Origin of the sequence: Bacillus sp. CECT 9360 (genome assembly GCF_918741275.1) — a bacterium.
Classification (GTDB): Bacteria; Bacillota; Bacilli; order Bacillales; family DSM-1321; genus Peribacillus.
This window is the reverse complement of sequence record NZ_CAKKNA010000017.1, coordinates 1-18,864: the sequence shown is the minus strand read 5'-3', so window position 1 is coordinate 18,864 and position 18,864 is coordinate 1. Positions and strand designations below refer to the sequence as shown.

Sequence of the window (18,864 nt, the reverse complement as noted above, 5' to 3'; positions counted from 1 at the left end):
AACGTATTAATGCAGAATGTCGCATCCTTCGTGGATGCGTGGATTGAAATCCCCAGTTTTGGGCTAATACCTCGGCTAATCGTGTCGCATCCTTCGTGGATGCGTGGATTGAAATCATGAAGAATTGCCCACAAGATTGATTTGTTTACGTCGCATCCTTCGTGGATGCGTGGATTGAAATCGGACAGTATTGATCGATACAAGATTGCAAATGGAGGTCGCATCCTTCGTGGATGCGTGGATTGAAATTACCATACCCCCTTTATTGTAATAGAAATATAACCCGTCGCATCCTTCGTGGATGCGTGGATTGAAATTAAAATGGCACAGGCGGCCATGATTAACCCATTGCGTCGCATCCTTCGTGGATGCGTGGATTGAAATATCTATATCGGGAAACTGAATGATTAACTGCTGGGTCGCATCCTTCGTGGATGCGTGGATTGAAATCTGTATGTATCAAGGATCCAGCCGATCTGAGCATGTCGCATCCTTCGTGGATGCGTGGATTGAAATCGAATGGTTGAGTTATTAAGTTTCCGAGGAGGGGTCGCATCCTTCCTGGATGCGTGGATTGAAATATGGCCAATTCTGCTTTTGTGATTTCTTGTTTCGTCGCTTCTTTCATGGAAGCGAGGATTGAAATTTGCCAGAGCTTCTCTCGTTCGTATCCGTGTTTGGTCGCATCCTTTATGGATGCGTGGATTGAGATCCTAGTAAATTTGTAATCTCTTTTGTATTCATCAGTCGCATCTTTCATGCGAGCGAGGATTGAAAAATTATAGGCATATTTCGTATTAATGCAAGGGGAGTCGCACTTAACTGTACGCGTGTGATTTCGAGGAAAAAGAGAAAACGCCTTTACAAAAAATACATTCTTATGGTGGGCACCTTCCTAATCTGTGTTAAATGTAGAGAATCGATGGTCAGCTTCGATCTATAGGATGCAACTTGCGCAGACGCTGCACGACTGGTCAGGTTTTAGAAGAAGTTCATATTTACAATGCGCACCCACTTTTTACTCTTGAAGTGGTTTAGTTTTGACTGGTTGAGGAAAATAGAAAACAGACCAGAAAGAAGAAAGGAAACGAACATAAATATGCTTCCATCACTGTTTTTAGCACACGGAACACCATCTCTTGCCATAGAGAGTCATGGATACGCTGAGTTTTTAAAAGAATACGTCTTGGATCTTCCGATTCCAAAAGCGATCGTTATCTTGTCTGCTCACTGGGAAAGCCGTGAACAAATGATTACTGCAGTGCAGACACATGATATTTTGTACGATTTTGCAGGATTTTCAGAAGAGCTGTATAGCCTTACATATCCTGCACCCGGAACGCTTGATCTAGCGGATCATATCCTCACTCTGCTGGCTAAGGCCGGAGTATTTGCCATGCTTGATAACAAGCGACCTTTGGATCACGGGGCATGGGTACCGCTGCGTGTGATGTACCCAGAGGCAAATATCCCTGTAATTCCGCTTTCGATTAACCCAACGCTTTCGAATAATAAGCAATATGAGATCGGAAAGGCGCTGTCCGCACTGCGGAGCGAGAATGTTTTAATTATTGGCAGCGGCGGTATTGTCCATAACCCTGATGAGCTACTCCTTGAGATGGATGTTGCAGAAGGCTGGGCCTTATGCTTCGAAGAATGGGTGGAGAAAAGAATTCGCGAATGGGATTTAAACAGCTTGTTTAACTATGAACTTAGCGCGCCTTTTGCAAAAGCGGCTGTTCCGACAAAAGAACATTTTGCACCCCTATTAATAGCGATGGGGGCTGGGCATGAAAATAAAGACCCGCGACTGCTTCATAGATGTTTCCAATACGGTAATTTAAGCTTAAGTGCATGGGAATTTTAAATAAATATCTAAATATAATGAATGAAGTATTTATATTGGGAAATATTTCAGTAATGAAGCTTTGTTCCTCTTAGGAGAAAAGCTTCATTTTTTTGTCTGAGAAAAGAAGAAACTTGTAGAAATAGCGAAATTCATAGCAAATTGTGAAGAAAGTAGGATTTTGGCTTAATTTGCGCTAATAACCCGGAAATTGCGACTATTTTTCACTATTATTACAGGTATATCCTTTGGATATTTCTTCACAAACATGTTACTATAACAAATGAAAACGTTTTATGCTTTGAATTTTAATAATCTTTTAAAAAAATAACTATTTTTATATAGTTTAAAAATTTTTGGCAAGGATTTTATTTGACAGAGGTAAAACGCAGATATGAAATTCTACGAACAGTTGGGGGTTTACAAATTGACCAACCAGGATGCTAAGGCATATAACCCATGGAAAATATTCTCTGGTCCAAACCTTGGGTACGTCATGGAACAATTCGATTTATACCAAAACAATCCGGATGAAGTCGATCTGGAACTAAAAAACTTTTTTGAAACGTATGGTCCTCCTTCAGAAGAGGTTCTTTCGGGAATTTCTCAGAATGGGACTCCGCTACAACCTGTACAGCAGCCGAGCGAATCACTTTCCATGAAGAAAATGATGTCTGCTGTAAAGCTTGCTGAAAACATTCGTACATATGGACATTTAGCTGCCGATATTTATCCGTTAAATGAGGCAAGGCTTGACAGTGAGCTTCTTCATCTCGATAACTATGATTTGACAGCGGAAGACTTGAAAATCATTCCAGCAGACTTGATCTGCCCGGAAGCACCGTCAAATGTAAGAAATGGATATGAAGCGATTCAATACTTAAAAGAGCTATATACGAAAACGATTGCTTTTGAATTTTCTCAGGTGAATGATCTTGAGGAAAGGAAATGGCTGAATGATATGGTCGAGACGGGTAAGATTTTTCCTGAGATGACGAAGGAAAAGAAAACGTTATTATTAAGGCGTTTACACGAAGTAGAAGGATTTGAGAAATTCCTGCACCGGACGTATGTCGGTCAAAAGCGTTTCTCCATCGAAGGCCTTGATGCATTGGTGCCGGTTCTCGATGAAATTATAGCGGAAACTGTTCAAAACGGGACACCGAACATCAATATTGCCATGGCACACCGAGGGCGTTTGAATGTATTGGCACACGTGCTTGGGAAGCCTTATGAAGTGGTTTTTTCCGAGTTCCAGCACTCTCCTAACAAAGACTTAGTGCCATCCGAAGGCTCAACCGGAATTAACTATGGCTGGACTGGGGACGTAAAATACCATTTAGGGCTTGATAAGCAAATTACAAAAGAAAATACGCAAAAGGCAAGACTGACGCTTGCAAACAACCCAAGTCATTTAGAGGTAGTCGGTCCGATTGTTGAAGGGTATTCCCGTGCTGCACAGGAAGTAAGAACCCAGGCCGGTTTTCCTAAACAACATATTGAAAAGTCGCTCGCTATCCTCGTACATGGAGATGCCGCTTTTCCAGGTGAAGGGATTATCCCTGAAACGCTCAATTTGAGCAGGTTAAAAGGCTATCAAGTAGGCGGAGCCATTCACATTATCGCAAACAATATGATTGGCTTTACGACGGAAAGCGAAGATTCCCGTTCAACTAAATATGCGAGCGATCCGGCTAAGGGCTTCGAAATTCCGATTGTACATGTCAACGCGGATGATTTGGAAGCGTGTTTGGCTGCGGTTTCGCTTGCCCATCAATACCGTACCAAGTTTAAAAAGGATTTCCTGATCGACTTGATTGGGTACAGACGCTTCGGACATAACGAAATGGATGAACCACTTGTGACCCAGCCGCAAATGTATGCATTGATTCATAAGCATCCGACTGCAAAAGAACTTTTTGCTGAGAGGCTGCTTAGTGCTGGGGAGATTTCCAAGGAAGAACTCGCAGCTATTGAAGAACAGGTAGATGCTAAATTTTCGGAGTCTTACAATAAAGTCTCCGGGAATAAACCGGAAGAAGGCCGGGAGCTCGATCCTCCTGATAATGTTGAACACGGCATTCCAAAGCTGGATACTTCCGTTTCGGCGAATGAATTGAAAGCAATCAATGAACAGCTTTTGAAATGGCCTGAAGGTTTCAGTGTAAACAAAAAGCTTGGGCGAATCCTTACCCGCCGCCTTGATTCATTTGGTGAAAGTGGCAAGATCGATTGGGCCCATGCTGAAACATTGGCATTTGCGACCGTTTTGAAGGATGGGACGCCCATTCGATTAACAGGACAGGATTCGGAGCGTGGGACATTTGCACAGCGCAATATCGTTCTGCATGACAGTGAAACCGGGAAGACATATTCGCCACTGCACACGCTTGAGAATGTAAATGCTTCTTTTGCAGTCCATAACAGCCCGTTGACCGAAACGGCGGTTATTGCTTTTGAATATGGTTATAACGTATTCGCGCCGGAAACATTGGTGCTTTGGGAAGCCCAATTCGGGGACTTCGCAAACACAGGACAGGTTATTTTTGACCAGTTCATTGCCGCGGGACGCGCGAAATGGGGCCAAAAATCGGGTCTGGTTATGCTGCTTCCGCATGGCTATGAAGGACAGGGGCCTGAGCACTCCAGCGCACGCCTTGAAAGATTCTTGTCATTGGCCGCCGAGAAGAACTGGACGGTAGCGAACTTAAGTTCCGCTGCACAGTATTTTCATATCCTGAGAAGACAGGCAAAAATCCTCGAAATGGATGAGGTTCGTCCGCTTGTACTCATGACACCGAAGAGCTTGCTCCGAAATCAAACGATGGCTTCCGAACTGTCTGAATTCAGCGATGGAGAATTCCAGACTTTCATTGAAACACCGGGCGGAAAGCCTAAATCGGTAGAGCGAGTCGTTTTCTGTACAGGGAAAATTGCAGTGGAGCTGAGAGAAAAGGCTGCATCGGAGAAAAACCTTGAATGGTTGAAGATTGTCAGCATCGAGGAAATTTATCCGTTCCCATTCGATGGGGTTCAAGAATTGCTGAAAAAATATCCAAACTTGAAGGAAATAGCCTGGCTTCAAGAAGAGCCTAAAAATATGGGGGCGTGGTCTTTTGTTGAACCACGATTGAACGCTGCCGCACCTGCTGGAGTATCTGTATCTTATATCGGCCGGAAACGCAGATCAAGTCCTGCAGAGGGAGATCCTTTGGCTCATAAGAAAAAGCAGCAAAAAATCATTAATGAAGCAATTACACGGACGATAGAGGGGGATATGTAAGATGGCTGAAGTGAAAGTGCCAGAATTAGCGGAATCAATATCTGAAGGAACGGTGGCCCAGTGGCTGAAGCAGCCAGGGGATCATGTGGAAAAGGGAGACTACATTGTCGAGCTTGAAACAGATAAAGTAAACGTTGAAATCATTTCTGATCATGCCGGTACCTTAAAAGAGCTTCTTGCCGAAGAAGGAGATACCGTGCAAGTCGGTCAGGCAATCGCTGTAGTTGATGAGAGCGGTGCAGCAGGCGGAACGGCTCCAACGGCTGATGCTTCTAAGGCAGCTGAACCAGCACCGGAAAAAGCGGCACCTGCACCAGTTAGTACTCCTGCCCCGGAAGCAAAAGAGGAAGCCAAGGCTTCTAACGGACAAAAACCAATTGCTTCACCGGCAGCGAGAAAGCTTGCCCGTGAAAAAGGAATCGACTTAAGCGAAGTGGCTGTAACCGACCCTCTTGGCAGAGTACGCAAGCAAGATGTGGAATCAGCAGGAAAGGCTCCTGCCCAGGCAGCTCCTGCAAAACCTGCAGCGGCCGCGCCAGTACAAAATGATGGCCGTGTAGAAGTCATTAAGATGTCCCGCCGCCGCCAGACAATCGCCAAGCGCCTGGTTGAAGTACAACAGACAGCTGCGATGCTTACAACCTTTAACGAGGTAGATATGACAGCGATCATGGAATTGCGAAACCGCCGCAAGGATGCTTTCTTCAAACAGCATGAGGTGAAGCTTGGCTTTATGTCATTCTTTACAAAAGCTGTGATCGGGGCACTCAAGAAATATCCACTATTGAATGCCGAAATCAATGGCACCGAAATCATTCAGAAAAACTACTACGATATCGGTGTAGCGGTTTCCACTGAAGAAGGCCTTGTCGTCCCGGTCGTCAGAGATGCTGACAGAAAAGGCTTCGCTGAAATTGAAGGATCCATCGCAGACCTTGCAGTGAAAGCACGTAACAATAAATTGGCGCTTTCCGACCTTCAAGGCGGCACTTTCACGATTACAAACGGAGGAACATTCGGTTCATTGCTATCGACGCCAATCCTGAACGCGCCGCAGGTCGGTATCCTCGGCATGCACAAGATCCAGGTAAGACCGGTTGCGATTGACAAGGAGCGTATGGAGAACAGACCGATGATGTATCTTGCACTGTCGTATGATCACCGTATTGTCGACGGAAAAGAAGCCGTGAGCTTCCTTGTAACGGTTAAGGACTTACTCGAAGATCCAGAACAATTGCTATTAGAAGGCTGATTACCATATAAGTAAAAAGTTAGAGCCCTTCCATTCTGATTCATAGAATGGAAGGGCTTTTTTGCTGTTGATATTTTAATTGGGGTATCACCGAAATCTGAGATATATCATCGAAACTGCAGATATTTCATCAAAACTGAATATATCACCGAAACTGGAGATATATCACCCAAACTGGGGATATCACCGAAATCAAGAATATATCACCAAAATCTGAGATATATCACTGAAATTGAAAATTATCACCAAAACTTAATTTTCGAACAATTAATGAATGATTTTGATAGTTTTGTATAATTATTGATAGAAATTGAATGAGTTTGATTGTTTTTGATTGATTTATGAAAAGGCTTCCTTTATGATGGAATTAGGGAGGTGAGGATGTGCTGACAGAAGAAAGGCAGCAAATGATAATGTCGCTTCTTAAACAACAAGGAACAGTGAAGCTTCAGGAGCTTGTCGAGCATCTGCAAGCATCAGAATCGACCATCAGACGGGATTTAAGTCAATTAGAAGAGTTGACATTATTAAAACGGGTCCATGGTGGAGCTGCCCTGACACAGAGAAAAGGATTGGAGCCAACCATCCTTGAAAAAAAGAATAAAAAAGTCGCGGAAAAGCAGCGAATTGCCAAAATAGCATCCAGCTTTATTGAAAATGGGGATTGTATTTACTTGGATGCAGGGACAACAACGATGGAAATGATTCCTTTTATGAAAGATAGAAATGTAATCGTTCTCACAAACGGCTTAATGCATATTTCGAAACTAATGGAATCAGGGATAAAGACCCTCTTAGTTGGGGGACAAATCAAGGTGTCGACCAACGCAACTGTAGGCAGCACCGCGATTGAATTTTTAAAAAATTACCGGTTCGATAAATGCTTCCTTGGCATGAATGGCGTACATTCGGGACTTGGATTCACGACGCCGGACCCAGATGAAGCAATTTTAAAGAAAACAGCCTTACAGCTTTCTCTGGAAAGCTATGTTTTGGCGGATAGCACGAAGCTGAATGAGGCAACATTTACAAGAGTGGCAGATTTATCTGAAGCGACAATCATAACCGATAATCTTGACGAATCTGCGCTAGAAACAATAAGACAACATCCAAACGCAAAGGTTGTGACAGCATGATATACACTGTAACTCTGAATCCTGCGATCGATTTCATCGTCGAGGTGGATGATTTTCAGAGTAACTCCTTAAACCGTATAAAGAAAGAAGCTAAATTTCCTGGCGGTAAAGGCATCAATGTATCGAGGGTTCTAAAACGAATCGGAATCGAAAGCAAAGCACTTGGTTTTACAGGTGGCTTTACGGGAGAATTTATCAAAAACTTTTTGGAAACAGAAAATATCTCCGTGGATTTTACAGAAGTAGCAACGGATACAAGGATTAATATCAAATTAAAATCCGCAGGTGAAACCGAAATAAACGGCTTGGGTCCGGAAGTGACACAGGAAAACTATCAAGACCTTTTAAAAAAAATTAATGAACGGACTATTGATGACATCGTTGTCCTTGCCGGAAGCATTCCGCCATCTGTGCCATCTGATTTCTATGAACACGTGACGAAATTATGTTTGGATCAAGGAATACGCGTGATTGTGGATACGAGCGGTCCGTCATTAATGGATGTGATCAAGCACAAGCCTTTCCTGGTTAAACCGAATCATCATGAATTAGGAGAGATATTTTCAACTAAGATTCAAACGACAAAGGACGCTGCGAAGTATGGGCAGCAACTAATCGAGCTCGGCGCCAGAAATGTCATCGTTTCAATGGCTGGCGAGGGTGCGGTACTTTGTACGGAAAACAAAATGTACAGTGCGAATGTGCCAAGCGGAAAGGTAGTTAACTCAGTAGGTGCGGGTGATTCCGTTGTGGCAGGATTTGTTGGTACATACACTAAGACGGCTGACATTCTCGAAGCCTTCAAGTTTGGCCTCGCTGCCGGGAGCGCGACCGCTTTTTCAGCGGATTTAGCCCGTAAAGAAGATATTGAAGTTTTGATACCTCAAATAGAAATAAAAGAGTTGGTGGAGGGGATTTTATGAAGATTACAGATTTATTAAAAAAAGACACGATAATTTTGCATCTTGCTTCAAGAGAGAAAGAGCAAGTCATCGACGATCTGGTTGGAAAGCTTGCAGATGCGGGGAGATTGAATGATCGCAAGGCCTTTAAAGCGGCAATCTTGAAGCGGGAAGAGCAGGGTACAACAGGAATCGGAGAAGGAATCGCAATTCCGCATGCCAAAACCTCTGCGGTAAAAACGCCTTCGATTAGTTTTGGAAGGTCTGATCCAGGGGTTGATTACGAATCATTGGATGGCCAGCCGGCGCATTTATTTTTCATGATTGCGGCAAGTGAAGGGGCGAATGATGCTCATTTAGAAACACTTGCCCGTCTTTCCACCCTTTTGATGGATGAAGCTTTCCGTAAAAAGTTGCTTTCTGCTTCTTCTGAAGAAGAGATTATTTCGATTATTGATGAGAAAGAAAAAGAAGTTAACGAGGAAGAGGCTGCAGATGAAATCCTCGGAGAGGGAACATCATTCTCCGGCAATAAAAAAATTCTGGCAGTCACAGCCTGCCCGACCGGAATCGCCCATACTTACATGGCTGCAGATGCCTTAAAGGCAAAGGCGAAAGAAATGGGCATCGACATCAAGGTAGAAACAAACGGCTCATCAGGGATTAAAAACGGACTGACGGCAGCTGAAATTGAAGCTGCTGATGCGATCATTGTTGCGGCAGACAAACAAGTAGAAATGAACCGTTTCAAAGGCAAGCATGTCGTCATCGTTCCGGTTGCCCAGGGAATCAGGAAACCGGGTGAACTCATTCAACGCGCCATAGATAAAGAAGCTCCTGTCTATAAAGGAAGCAACGAGAAGAACGAGGGCGGCGAGTCTACAGAGAGCCGCGGCGGCTTCTATAAGCATATCATGAACGGTGTCAGCAATATGCTGCCATTCGTTGTCGGCGGCGGTATTTTAATTGCCCTTTCATTCGTTTTTGGGATTCATGCGGCCAACCCGGATCATGAGACATACAACCCCATTGCAAAAGCATTGAGTGATATCGGTGGCGGTAACGGCGCGTTCTTCTTCCTTGTCCCGATTTTAGCCGGATTTATCGCTAGTTCTATTGCGGATCGACCAGGTTTCGCGCCGGGTATGGTCGGCGGGTTGCTCGCAGCTCAAGCCGGAGCCGGATTTCTTGGAGGTTTAATTGCCGGTTTCCTTGCTGGTTACATTGTAGTGGCATTGAAAAAAGGGTTTGAGGTATTACCAAGACAACTCGAAGGAATTAAACCAGTCTTGCTTTATCCTGTTTTTGGAATGCTAATTACCGGTTTTATTATGATTTTTATTATCAACGAACCAGTTTCAGCTATTAATAAAGGGCTCACAGACTGGTTAAGCGGTTTATCGGGCGGCAACGCAATCTTGCTTGGAATCATTCTTGGCGGAATGATGGCTGTCGACATGGGAGGTCCAATCAACAAGGCCGCGTTCACATTTGGTATCGCAGCAATCGAAGCGCAAAGCTTTGGTCCGCACGCAGCGGTTATGGCTGGCGGGATGGTCCCGCCTCTTGGAATCGCGCTTGCCACAACATTCTTTAAGCATAAGTTTACAGAACCAGAAAGAAAGTCAGGTTTCACAAACTATTTCATGGGTGCATCCTTCATCACCGAGGGCGCCATCCCATTTGCGGCTGCCGATCCGGTCCGGGTGCTCACAAGCTCCATTGTCGGTTCCGCTGTAGCAGGGGCTTTATCGATGTTCTTCGAGGTAACCCTCCCGGCTCCACACGGAGGAATCTTCGTTATCGGCTTGGTGAATAATCCGTTATTATACATCCTGGCGATTTTGATTGGTGCCGCTGTGACAGCAATCATGCTCGGGGTTTGGAAAAAGAAAGCACAATAGTGAATGCAGGGATAAGCGATTTAAAGCTTATCCCTTTTTCTTTATGGTCGCCATCGCTGAATAATCCTGGAAAAAATGAGATAATGAATCAACTCTATTTTTCGAGGAGGATTTGAATGACTTTATACTTTGACCATCTTGTACACTTTATACAGGGTAACCCTATGGAAGCGGCCAAGCAGATGAAGGTTCATGGGTGGGAAGGCGTGTCCGGCGGAAGGCATGAAATGTGGGGGACTTATAATAGTTTACTGTATGCCGGATTGAGTTACATAGAGTTCTTGGCAGTTGAAGATACGGAAACAGCCGAAAAATCCACCAACCCGCTGATTCAGCTGCTTATCCAGGACCAGGAAGGATTCGGCCAGGTCTGTCTGCGCACAGATGGCATTGAAAAACAGAAAGAAGACCTGGAACACAAAGGCATACAAACGAGTTCTGTCATACATGCGGAAAGAAGAAGAGATAATGGCGATATGCTGAAATGGAAGATGCTATTCATCGAAGAAGAGAACCCGGGATTGCCTTATCCGTTTTTTATTGAATGGAGCGGGGATGATGAAAAACGGTTTTCAGAAATGAAGCAGTCGGGAATTATCCCGGAAAAACAGGCCGGGAGAAAGATTTCATCCGTCCATTTTGGGGTAGAGGATATCGAGGCAGCTTCGGAAAAATGGTCCCGCCTTCTCAATATACAAGCAGGTGAAGCATATATGGATAAGAGGCTGGGCAGCTTTTGCAAAAGCATTGCTATTGGAGAGACCGAGCTGATTTTTATCGAACCGGGCGGGAATGAGTATATAAACGAGCTTCTTGCCAAAAAAGGAGAGCGACCTTTTCTGGTCACTTTTGACGGAAATGAAGAGAGTGAGACGGTCGAGATATTTGGCGGATTATACAGGCTCTAGCTAAATGAAAAACACAAAAAGTTAGGAGGCGGACAGGATGTTGAAGAAGATGACGTTAACGACAAACAAGCGTGACGAGATGAAAGATATTACGGCCGAGGTGCAGCGGCTGATTGACGAGGCAGGCATTGAAACAGGAATCGCGATCGTCTTTTGCCCGCATACAACGGCCGGGATTACAATCAATGAAAATGCGGATCCCGATGTGAAACGGGACATGCTTCGCAGGTTTGATGAAGTATATCCATGGAACCATACGATGGATTTGCACGAGGAAGGGAACACCGCTGCACACATGAAAGCAAGCACGGTCGGTTCCTCGCAGCATGTCATCATCGAGAAAGGGAACCTGGTGCTTGGAACATGGCAGGGCATTTATTTTTGCGAATTCGACGGCCCGCGGGATCGGCATTTTTATGTGAAGCTTGTGAAAGGGTAACAATCAAATACTGGGGGATGATCGTTTGCAGGATCTCTTTCTTAGAGGGAAAAAGGTTATATTGCGGAATATAAAAAGTGAAGAGTTGGGGACGCTCTGGCAATTGCGGCATGGGGAAGATAAACCAGCGTGGAAAAAATGGGACGCCCCTTATTTTCCTTATGAGAATATGGACCTTCCACAATTCAAAGAAAATCAAGCAAAGCGTGCGGCAGCGGATCAAGTGGCGGGAGTATATTCACACCTGTTAATCCAGGTTCAATCAGACATAATCGGCACGATTGTCTACTATTGGGAAAATGAAAGCACTCGCTGGCTGGAAATCGGGATTACAATCTACAAGCCGGAATATTGGAACGGAGGCTATGGAACAGAGGCGCTGAAATTATATATCGATTATTTGTTTCACAACCTAGAGATTGAAAGAGTAGGCTTGACCACATGGTCAGGCAATGAACGAATGATGGCAGCTGCAAAAAAAGTGGGAATGCAAATGGAGGGAAGGATGAGAAAATGCCGCTATTACGATGGGTATTATTATGATTCGATTCGAATGGGAATGATTCGTGAAGAATGGAATGAAACGAAAAAGAATCTCTTGAATTAGAAGTCCTACATATATAAACCGGTATCTGCTATTTTCGCTATTATAGCAGATATCGGTTTTTCTACGCCCATTTAACCTATTGCAGTTTAAACAATCGAAAATTTGGGTAATGACCAAAAGACAGGCATAAATTGGAATAAAAGTATTAAATTATGCCTTATTCTACAAGAAAACAAAGACCGCAGACAGGCATTTTGTATTATGAATTAGGATTAAAGTCGGTGATTATTTTACAGGAAAAATAATCCATAACACCCATTACTCCAAAATTTCTACATGATATATTATAAAATGACTATATTTTTGCAGTTTTATCGTACATACAGTACATAACAGTTTGAGCAAAAAGGGGGGAAATTGATTTTGTTGGATTACTTATATGAACGCCTGGCAGAAAAGCAGGAACAACAAAGGAGATTGATAACCTGCAAGAGCAGACTGGACGGTAGCCAGGATGAATTTATCAACTATACGAGACTGTGTACCGAACCTGAACTCTCGCCGGATACCTGGCACGGAAAATGGGCTTCGGAATTCGATGATCTGAGAAGGGAAGGCATTCTTTTTTATTATAATGATCTCGGACAGCGCCAGCTGGAAAACGCGATCAGCACAGTGGAAAACGCCATTTCAAGAATGGATATTGAAATGGAGGACCTGCGCGAGCGGATTGCTTATCAAAAAGAGCAGGAACGACTTGAAAGAGAAAGAGAAATGGAAAGACGTCGAGTAAAATAAGCGGAAGGAAGTGGGAAAATGAGTGGAGAAATTAATCTCAGAATTGAAGCCATTACTGAAGCGTTAGCAAATATTAAATCTGCAGCAACCAATCTGGAGACTGCTTATCCAACTGAAGTTGGACCGCGAAACCAGCTTAATGTTGTATCAACAATGAACGAGATCAATAGAACAATGCAGCAAGCAATGGAAACATATCAAAGAATACTATTGTCCAATGTTGACGCCACTGTCATTTCTGCGGAAACCTTAAGCCGTGCTGATGAACAAGTCGCTAGCACTATAAATAACATGTAGGAAGTGAGGTGTTAAAAAGGGAAATGAAAGTCTTAGATGTCAATAGTTTAGAAAGTGGCTTGACAGAAACCCGAAAGATTTTAAACTCTCAAAAGGAGCAGGCTGAGGGAATCCATAAAAGCATTAGTGACTTAATCGGTATGAACCACCTGTTTGCAGGAAAAGGCGCTGATGCCATCCTGGATTTCTATAACGAATGCCATCTGCCCTTTCTGCAATTCTTTAAAACATTTACGGATTATTATGAAGAAGCCGTAACGAAGATGGATCAGGAATTGGATGAACTGGAACCCAATAATAACGGTTTTATTTTGCAAAGCTTTCTGGAACAAGATCTTAAACAAGCATTGAACAAAGTAAACAACATAACAAACGAGCTAACGAATGAAGTGAACGGGCATCTCAATGAAGTAGCTGACATTGTCGCAATAACTCGGCTTAATGACGATTCTTTCCAGAAAATGATTCAAGATGCCCAAGAGAAAAGGAAAGTAACAATCGAGAAGTTGATAGATTTTGATAAAAAGCACAGTGATGGATTAAATCTGTTACAAACTGAATCCAATATTATTATGGATTATATTGCCGCAATAGAATCCAGGTTCAAATCCGGCAACTTAAATATCAGTACATACAAATCAGGCAGTTTATCCGAAAACCCTTCATACAATAAACTGACGGAGACATTTGAGGATGCTAATAGAAATCATGCTTTATCAAATGTGATAGGTCCTTTGTCCTGGGTTGATGATCAATTGAGTACCGGGGATGAAATCCTGTTAGCTTCACAAACGGCATCCGTATTAATGTCTGGAGTGTTTGCAAAAACCCATAAAGTTAGATATATAGGCGGAAAACCGACTTTAATGCAGAAAATCAGGGGCGATTATCGCTTCTCTGTCCGAGCGGCAGATTCATGGACCAGCCGTGGCAATTATAGCAATTGGCTGGCAAAAAAGTTCTTGGAGCTTCAAAGGTCAAACCCCTCCAATTCTGTACTCAGAGGAATTCAAAAAGTAGCTGCTTCATTTAGGACCCCTTCTGATTTGATTAAGTTCGCCGCCGGTTACCCTAAGAATATGGTTGGGATTCAAAAAGGGAGTAGTTTTAGGAAATACACTGTTGAAAGATTTAAGGCTGGTGTGAAGGAGGCAATTGAGAAGACTGCAAACGCGAAGGGACTTGCTAGAACAGCTAAGAGAGTTCCGGTGGCAGGCAATATAATTACTGTGGCTTCAAACTTAGGAGAATTTACGGATTCAAATAACAGAAGCATGGAGAAGGGAGAAAAATTTGGTAGGTTTTTTGCTGGAACTGTAACAGATTTAGCAGCAGTAGGTGCAGGAGCCAAAGTTGGAGCAACGATAGGAAGCATAGGAGGTCCGGTCGGTATCGTTGTGGGGGGAGCAGTAGGAGGTTTAGCTGGCGCTGCTATAAGTTCCAAGTATGGTGGAAAAATCAAAGAAGCGGGCGGTAAATTAGGTAAAATTGTTAGTAAGGGTATTTCTGATCCAAAGGGTACTCTCAAGTCCATCGGCAGTTGGTTGAAATAACAAGATTTAATGAATTAAAACGAAATTATCGAAAATAAGGAGAAATTTACTTTGGTTGAGGATTTTTTATATTACTTTGAGACTTTTTATCTTATTTTTGTGGGAGCACAGTTTGCGTATGCGGTGACTATCTTATTATTAGGGGAAACCATGATGGAGTATTTTGAATGGGGTTATTATGAAATCCCTGAATCAAAGGGTGAAAAAGTGATAAACTTTGTAAGTAATGCTTTGTTTGGCTTTGGCTACCATTTCTATAAAAGATTAAGAAAATATAATTGGTTTCTAAGGAAGATTTATTTTTTTGGAATATTAATTTTATCGGGAATTGTATGTATTATCGTGTATCAAAGTATTAAATATATTTTTAACCTTTTTTAGATGAACATCATCGCGTTATAGAGTGAAGGAGGGATAAAGAATGCAATTCTTATTGACATGTACAACAGAGGAGTTAACTTTACTGGTGACTATGTGTGGATACCCTCACGTAGCTAAAGGGGTAGCCGAAGAAACACTTGGAAAAAAGAGTTCGAAAGAATGGGAAGCTATTATGGAAGCCACTACCCATCAACTAATGCTTAAGCAAATTTGGGATGATGAAAAGTTTGCCAATGATGAAGTTCCTCTAACGGAAGATATGCAAGCTTTCATAAAGAGTTATGTTGAAGCGAAATGGATGATTCGTTGTTCAGATTATCCAAGGGAAAGTGCATTAATGATCCATCATTTTGAGGGAGAAAAATGGTTACGCCATATTATCCATAAAGATATCATACATGAATTTTCATACATAGGAGCAAAAGAAATAAGTGAACAGATCAATGATTATTATTCCTTTGAAATCGATCAATCACATATAAAAGAAGAATTTATAATAACTGACGAGGCGTTTGATTTATTAAGTGACAAAAATCGAATAAAAAAAGTTCGAAAGATGTCATCATTCTCTATTGAAGAAGAAACAAGCTTCAATAAATTCATATCGGATCTCGAAAATGAACAATGGTCGCTATACAACATCTCGTATTTCAACATACCGCATTATGAAAAAGATCCATACTTGGAAAATATCGTTTTTTTCCTGCCATCTCCTAATGGTATTTGGCTTGCTGAATACACGGACAATCCAACCAAGCCGGTTCATATCCATCTCGCACCTTCAGAGGAATGGGACGATCTATTGGCTGGTGTCAGTACGGTGGCATCATACGCAATGTAGAAAAATATTTCAAGGACCGGATTTGATATGATGAATTTCGATATTATGCACATGACATTTCGAGGGAAATCCTATGTAAGGGATGAATTGACGAATTTTAAGTATGCATGGCGGCACCCTATTATTACGTGCAGGTTATGTATCAAGTATTTTTATAAATGGTTATTTTCGCTACAATATGCCTTTTCACCTGCTGTACATCGTTATTTCGTTTTTTTCTTCGCATTGGTGCTAAGGTCGTTTTTATTAAAGGCTGCGTAAGTTCAATGTTTGCATTATACATGGCAGAACGGGATTACTACAATTGGTCCATGTAAGGGCTTTTTCATTTTTGCCATTACCCTATTGACGAAACATTCTCAAAGGACTAAAATTCAGAAAACACTATTTGTTTCGATAGTCGAAACAGTCAGTCGAAAGAGGTCCTTTAGATGAAAAAGTTAATGACAGATGTCGGCCCGATTGGCTGGAATATTATTATCGGTACGATGTTTGGCAGGATGGCGACTTCGATGAGCATGCCGTTTTTGGCGATTTATTTGACGAAGTCACTCGGCGTCTCTCCGGCGATGACTGGTGCGATTGTCGCTGTGAGTGCCCTTGTCGGAGTGTTGGCGAGTTTCCTCGGGGGGTATCTGTCGGACCGGTTCGGCCGGAAAAGGATTTTAATTTTATCGATCTTTATGTGGGCGGCTGTGTTTGCAGGTTACGGCTTTTCAAAAACGATTCTGGCCTTTTTTATTATGAATTCATTAAACGGCTTGTGCCGAGCCCTGTTTGAACCGGCATCCAGGGCCTTGCTCTCTGATATTACCGAGCCTAAGAACAGGCTGCTCATCTTTAATTTAAGATATACAGCAATCAACGTTGGAGTCACCTTCGGACCACTGTTGGGCTTGAAATTGGGTTCCGCCGACTCTATGTCTTCGTTCTACGTGGCTGGTATCATTTATACATTGTATGGGCTATCACTGATTGTTTCATTAAAAAACCATCAAGATAAAACCGTTGATTTAAAAAATCGAATCACAATGAGAGAGGCAGCAGGAGTGATTAATCGAGATAAAACCTTCACGCTGGCATTAGTGGCTTTAATTCTATCGATTACCGGCTTTTCACAGTTTAATTCCACGCTCCCGCAATTCTTCTCCTCATCAGAAAGCTTTGAAAATGGAGTGGCTGTCTTTTCTTATTTGTTAACGTTAAATGCCCTGCTGGTCATAATCATCCAATATCCAATCGTGGCCATCAGCAAGAGGTTTCCGTCTATTCTGTCGATTGCAGCTGGAAATTTAATCATTTGCTTAGGGCTTATCGGATTTGCTTATGCCAAAAGTATTCCCGCTTTTATCTTGATCATTGTACTGTTCACGATTGGGGAAGTACTTATGTTTTCGATGACTGATTTGTTCATTGACGAACTAGCGGATCCGGCTATAAAGGGAACCTATTTCGGTGCATTGGGCTTTAGCGGTTTGGGAAATGTAATCGGTCCTTGGTTTGGAGGGGTATTGCTTGGTCACTTCGGAGCTGGGCAGCCGCTGTTGCTATTTGGCACGCTCAGTGCAACCGCAGTCTTTGGTGTGCCACTGTTTCTGATTGTTTATTCCCAACTGAAAAAAAGAAAGACTTTCGAACGGAATCTTTCAAACCATATTCAGACCTAGCATCATATCATTCTTTTCTTTAAAGTGGTAAAGAGTTAGGTTATAATTAACTGTATGATAATGGGGGTATAATCTCCTCTAACAAGCTAAATAAGGAGATGATATTTTGGCAGATACTCATGTTTATTCTAAAAAAGAAGAATTGGTAAACGCGATCACCCATGGAATTGGCGTGTTACTAAGCATTACAGCGCTCGTTTTCCTGATCATCTTTTCCGCCCAGGAAGGGTCAGCCTGGCATGTCGTTGCTGCAACAATCTATGGAGTCAGCATGCTCGTGCTATACACCTCATCAACGCTCGTTCACAGTTTTCCGCCTGGTAAGGCAAAGGATATATTTGAGATTTTTGATCATTCGGCGATTTACTTTTTCATTGCCGGAACATACACGCCATTTATGCTGATTGTACTGAATGGGGCCCTTGGTTGGACGCTTTTGGGAATCGTTTGGGGAGTGGCACTCGTCGGGGTGGTTTTCAAAGCATTCTTTGTGAAAAAGTTCCTTTATCTTTCCACTGTCCTGTATATCGCGATGGGCTGGTTAATTGTAGTCGCCTGGAATCCAATGGCTGCGACAATTCCGGCTGCCGGAATGCAGCTGCTTATGGTAGGCGGGTTATTATATACGCTTGGAGCTGTATTTTATGTCTGGCGCGGTTTCCCTTTTCATCACGCAGTCTGGCATTTGTTCGTGATCGGCGGCACAGCTGCACATTTCTTCGCGGTGTTGTTCTACGTTCTGCCGATTCATTTATAAGGATGTAAAAATCCTTATCATAGAGTTTTATCAAAAGGTATGTTAATGCTGACATTCGAGATCATTAAAGAGTTCTGATAGAATGTCAGACATTATATGAGGGAAATGAAAAGGATAGATCTAGCAGGAACAATAACTGCTTCATCTATCCTTTTTTGTACAATATATGACTTCATTTACTACAACATAGGGTTTTGACTGCTACGAAAAATAGAATTTGTTGTTCAACTAAACCAGCTAATAGGAGTCAATAGTTTTTTATTAAAAAGAAGTATTGCTCGTGATATACTATTCAACGACACGACAAATAACCCTCCAAATGCCGTTTGGAAGGCTTTTCTTAAGTTGCTTTT

At 42.6% G+C, this 18,864-nt stretch carries 16 protein-coding genes and 1 CRISPR repeat array (1 of these 17 only partly in view); all 16 genes read left to right on the top strand.

Annotation, left to right across the window (positions count from 1 at the left end; genetic code table 11):
• A CRISPR array of direct repeats spans nucleotides 1-778; the repeat unit is 32 nt; unit sequence GTCGCATCCTTCGTGGATGCGTGGATTGAAAT (it extends 6,309 nt beyond the left edge of the window).
• 321 nt (nucleotides 779-1,099) lie between these two features.
• The 16 genes from LQ216_RS17630 to LQ216_RS17555 all read left to right on the top strand — a co-directional run bounded on the left by LQ216_RS17630 (nucleotide 1,100) and on the right by LQ216_RS17555 (nucleotide 18,511).
• Nucleotides 1,100-1,867, top strand: coding sequence for a class III extradiol ring-cleavage dioxygenase (locus LQ216_RS17630; protein WP_230130748.1), 768 nt, complete (start codon nucleotides 1,100-1,102; stop codon nucleotides 1,865-1,867).
• Nucleotides 1,868-2,273: 406 nt separating this feature from the next.
• On the top strand, nucleotides 2,274-5,129 hold the full coding sequence (locus LQ216_RS17625) for a 2-oxoglutarate dehydrogenase E1 component (protein ID WP_290369289.1): 2,856 nt from the start codon (nucleotides 2,274-2,276) through the stop codon (nucleotides 5,127-5,129).
• 1 nt (nucleotide 5,130) lies between these two features.
• A complete protein-coding gene (odhB, locus tag LQ216_RS17620) occupies nucleotides 5,131-6,381 on the top strand; it encodes a 2-oxoglutarate dehydrogenase complex dihydrolipoyllysine-residue succinyltransferase (protein WP_230130747.1) in 1,251 nt (416 codons plus the stop codon).
• A gap of 383 nt (nucleotides 6,382-6,764) precedes the next feature.
• Entirely contained in the window at nucleotides 6,765-7,517 is a 753-nt protein-coding gene (locus tag LQ216_RS17615) for a DeoR/GlpR family DNA-binding transcription regulator (RefSeq protein WP_230130746.1), read from the top strand.
• On the top strand, nucleotides 7,514-8,440 hold the full coding sequence (gene pfkB, locus LQ216_RS17610) for a 1-phosphofructokinase (RefSeq protein WP_230130745.1): 927 nt from the start codon (nucleotides 7,514-7,516) through the stop codon (nucleotides 8,438-8,440). Before LQ216_RS17615 ends, pfkB begins: the two co-directional genes overlap by 4 nt.
• Nucleotides 8,437-10,323 carry a fructose-specific PTS transporter subunit EIIC gene (locus LQ216_RS17605; protein ID WP_230130744.1) on the top strand — a complete coding sequence of 629 codons (1,887 nt, stop codon included), beginning with the start codon at nucleotides 8,437-8,439 and terminating at the stop codon, nucleotides 10,321-10,323. Before pfkB ends, LQ216_RS17605 begins: the two co-directional genes overlap by 4 nt.
• A gap of 116 nt (nucleotides 10,324-10,439) precedes the next feature.
• Nucleotides 10,440-11,231, top strand: a complete 792-nt coding sequence (locus LQ216_RS17600) for a VOC family protein (protein WP_230130743.1) — start codon at nucleotides 10,440-10,442, stop codon at nucleotides 11,229-11,231.
• Between the two features lie 37 nt (nucleotides 11,232-11,268).
• Nucleotides 11,269-11,670 carry a secondary thiamine-phosphate synthase enzyme YjbQ gene (locus LQ216_RS17595; protein ID WP_230130742.1) on the top strand — a complete coding sequence of 134 codons (402 nt, stop codon included), beginning with the start codon at nucleotides 11,269-11,271 and terminating at the stop codon, nucleotides 11,668-11,670.
• A gap of 25 nt (nucleotides 11,671-11,695) precedes the next feature.
• On the top strand, nucleotides 11,696-12,277 hold the full coding sequence (locus LQ216_RS17590; RefSeq protein ID WP_230130741.1) for a GNAT family protein: 582 nt from the start codon (nucleotides 11,696-11,698) through the stop codon (nucleotides 12,275-12,277).
• Between the two features lie 363 nt (nucleotides 12,278-12,640).
• Nucleotides 12,641-13,015, top strand: coding sequence for a DUF5082 domain-containing protein (locus tag LQ216_RS17585; protein WP_230130740.1), 375 nt, complete (start codon nucleotides 12,641-12,643; stop codon nucleotides 13,013-13,015).
• 18 nt (nucleotides 13,016-13,033) lie between these two features.
• Nucleotides 13,034-13,312 (top strand): DUF5344 family protein, encoded by a 279-nt coding sequence (locus LQ216_RS17580; RefSeq protein ID WP_230130739.1) that lies wholly within the window; start codon nucleotides 13,034-13,036, stop codon nucleotides 13,310-13,312.
• A gap of 23 nt (nucleotides 13,313-13,335) precedes the next feature.
• Complete coding sequence (locus LQ216_RS17575; RefSeq protein ID WP_230130738.1) at nucleotides 13,336-14,865, top strand: LXG domain-containing protein; 1,530 nt, start codon at nucleotides 13,336-13,338, stop codon at nucleotides 14,863-14,865.
• Between the two features lie 51 nt (nucleotides 14,866-14,916).
• Entirely contained in the window at nucleotides 14,917-15,246 is a 330-nt protein-coding gene (locus LQ216_RS17570; protein ID WP_230130737.1) for a hypothetical protein, read from the top strand.
• Nucleotides 15,247-15,286: 40 nt separating this feature from the next.
• Nucleotides 15,287-16,087, top strand: coding sequence for a hypothetical protein (locus LQ216_RS17565; RefSeq protein ID WP_230130736.1), 801 nt, complete (start codon nucleotides 15,287-15,289; stop codon nucleotides 16,085-16,087).
• A gap of 431 nt (nucleotides 16,088-16,518) precedes the next feature.
• On the top strand, nucleotides 16,519-17,754 hold the full coding sequence (locus LQ216_RS17560; RefSeq protein ID WP_230130735.1) for an MFS transporter: 1,236 nt from the start codon (nucleotides 16,519-16,521) through the stop codon (nucleotides 17,752-17,754).
• A 106-nt stretch (nucleotides 17,755-17,860) separates the two neighbouring features.
• Nucleotides 17,861-18,511: a hemolysin III family protein gene (locus LQ216_RS17555; protein WP_230130734.1), complete on the top strand. Its 651-nt coding sequence runs from the start codon at nucleotides 17,861-17,863 to the stop codon at nucleotides 18,509-18,511.
• Nucleotides 18,512-18,864: the final 353 nt, after the last annotated feature.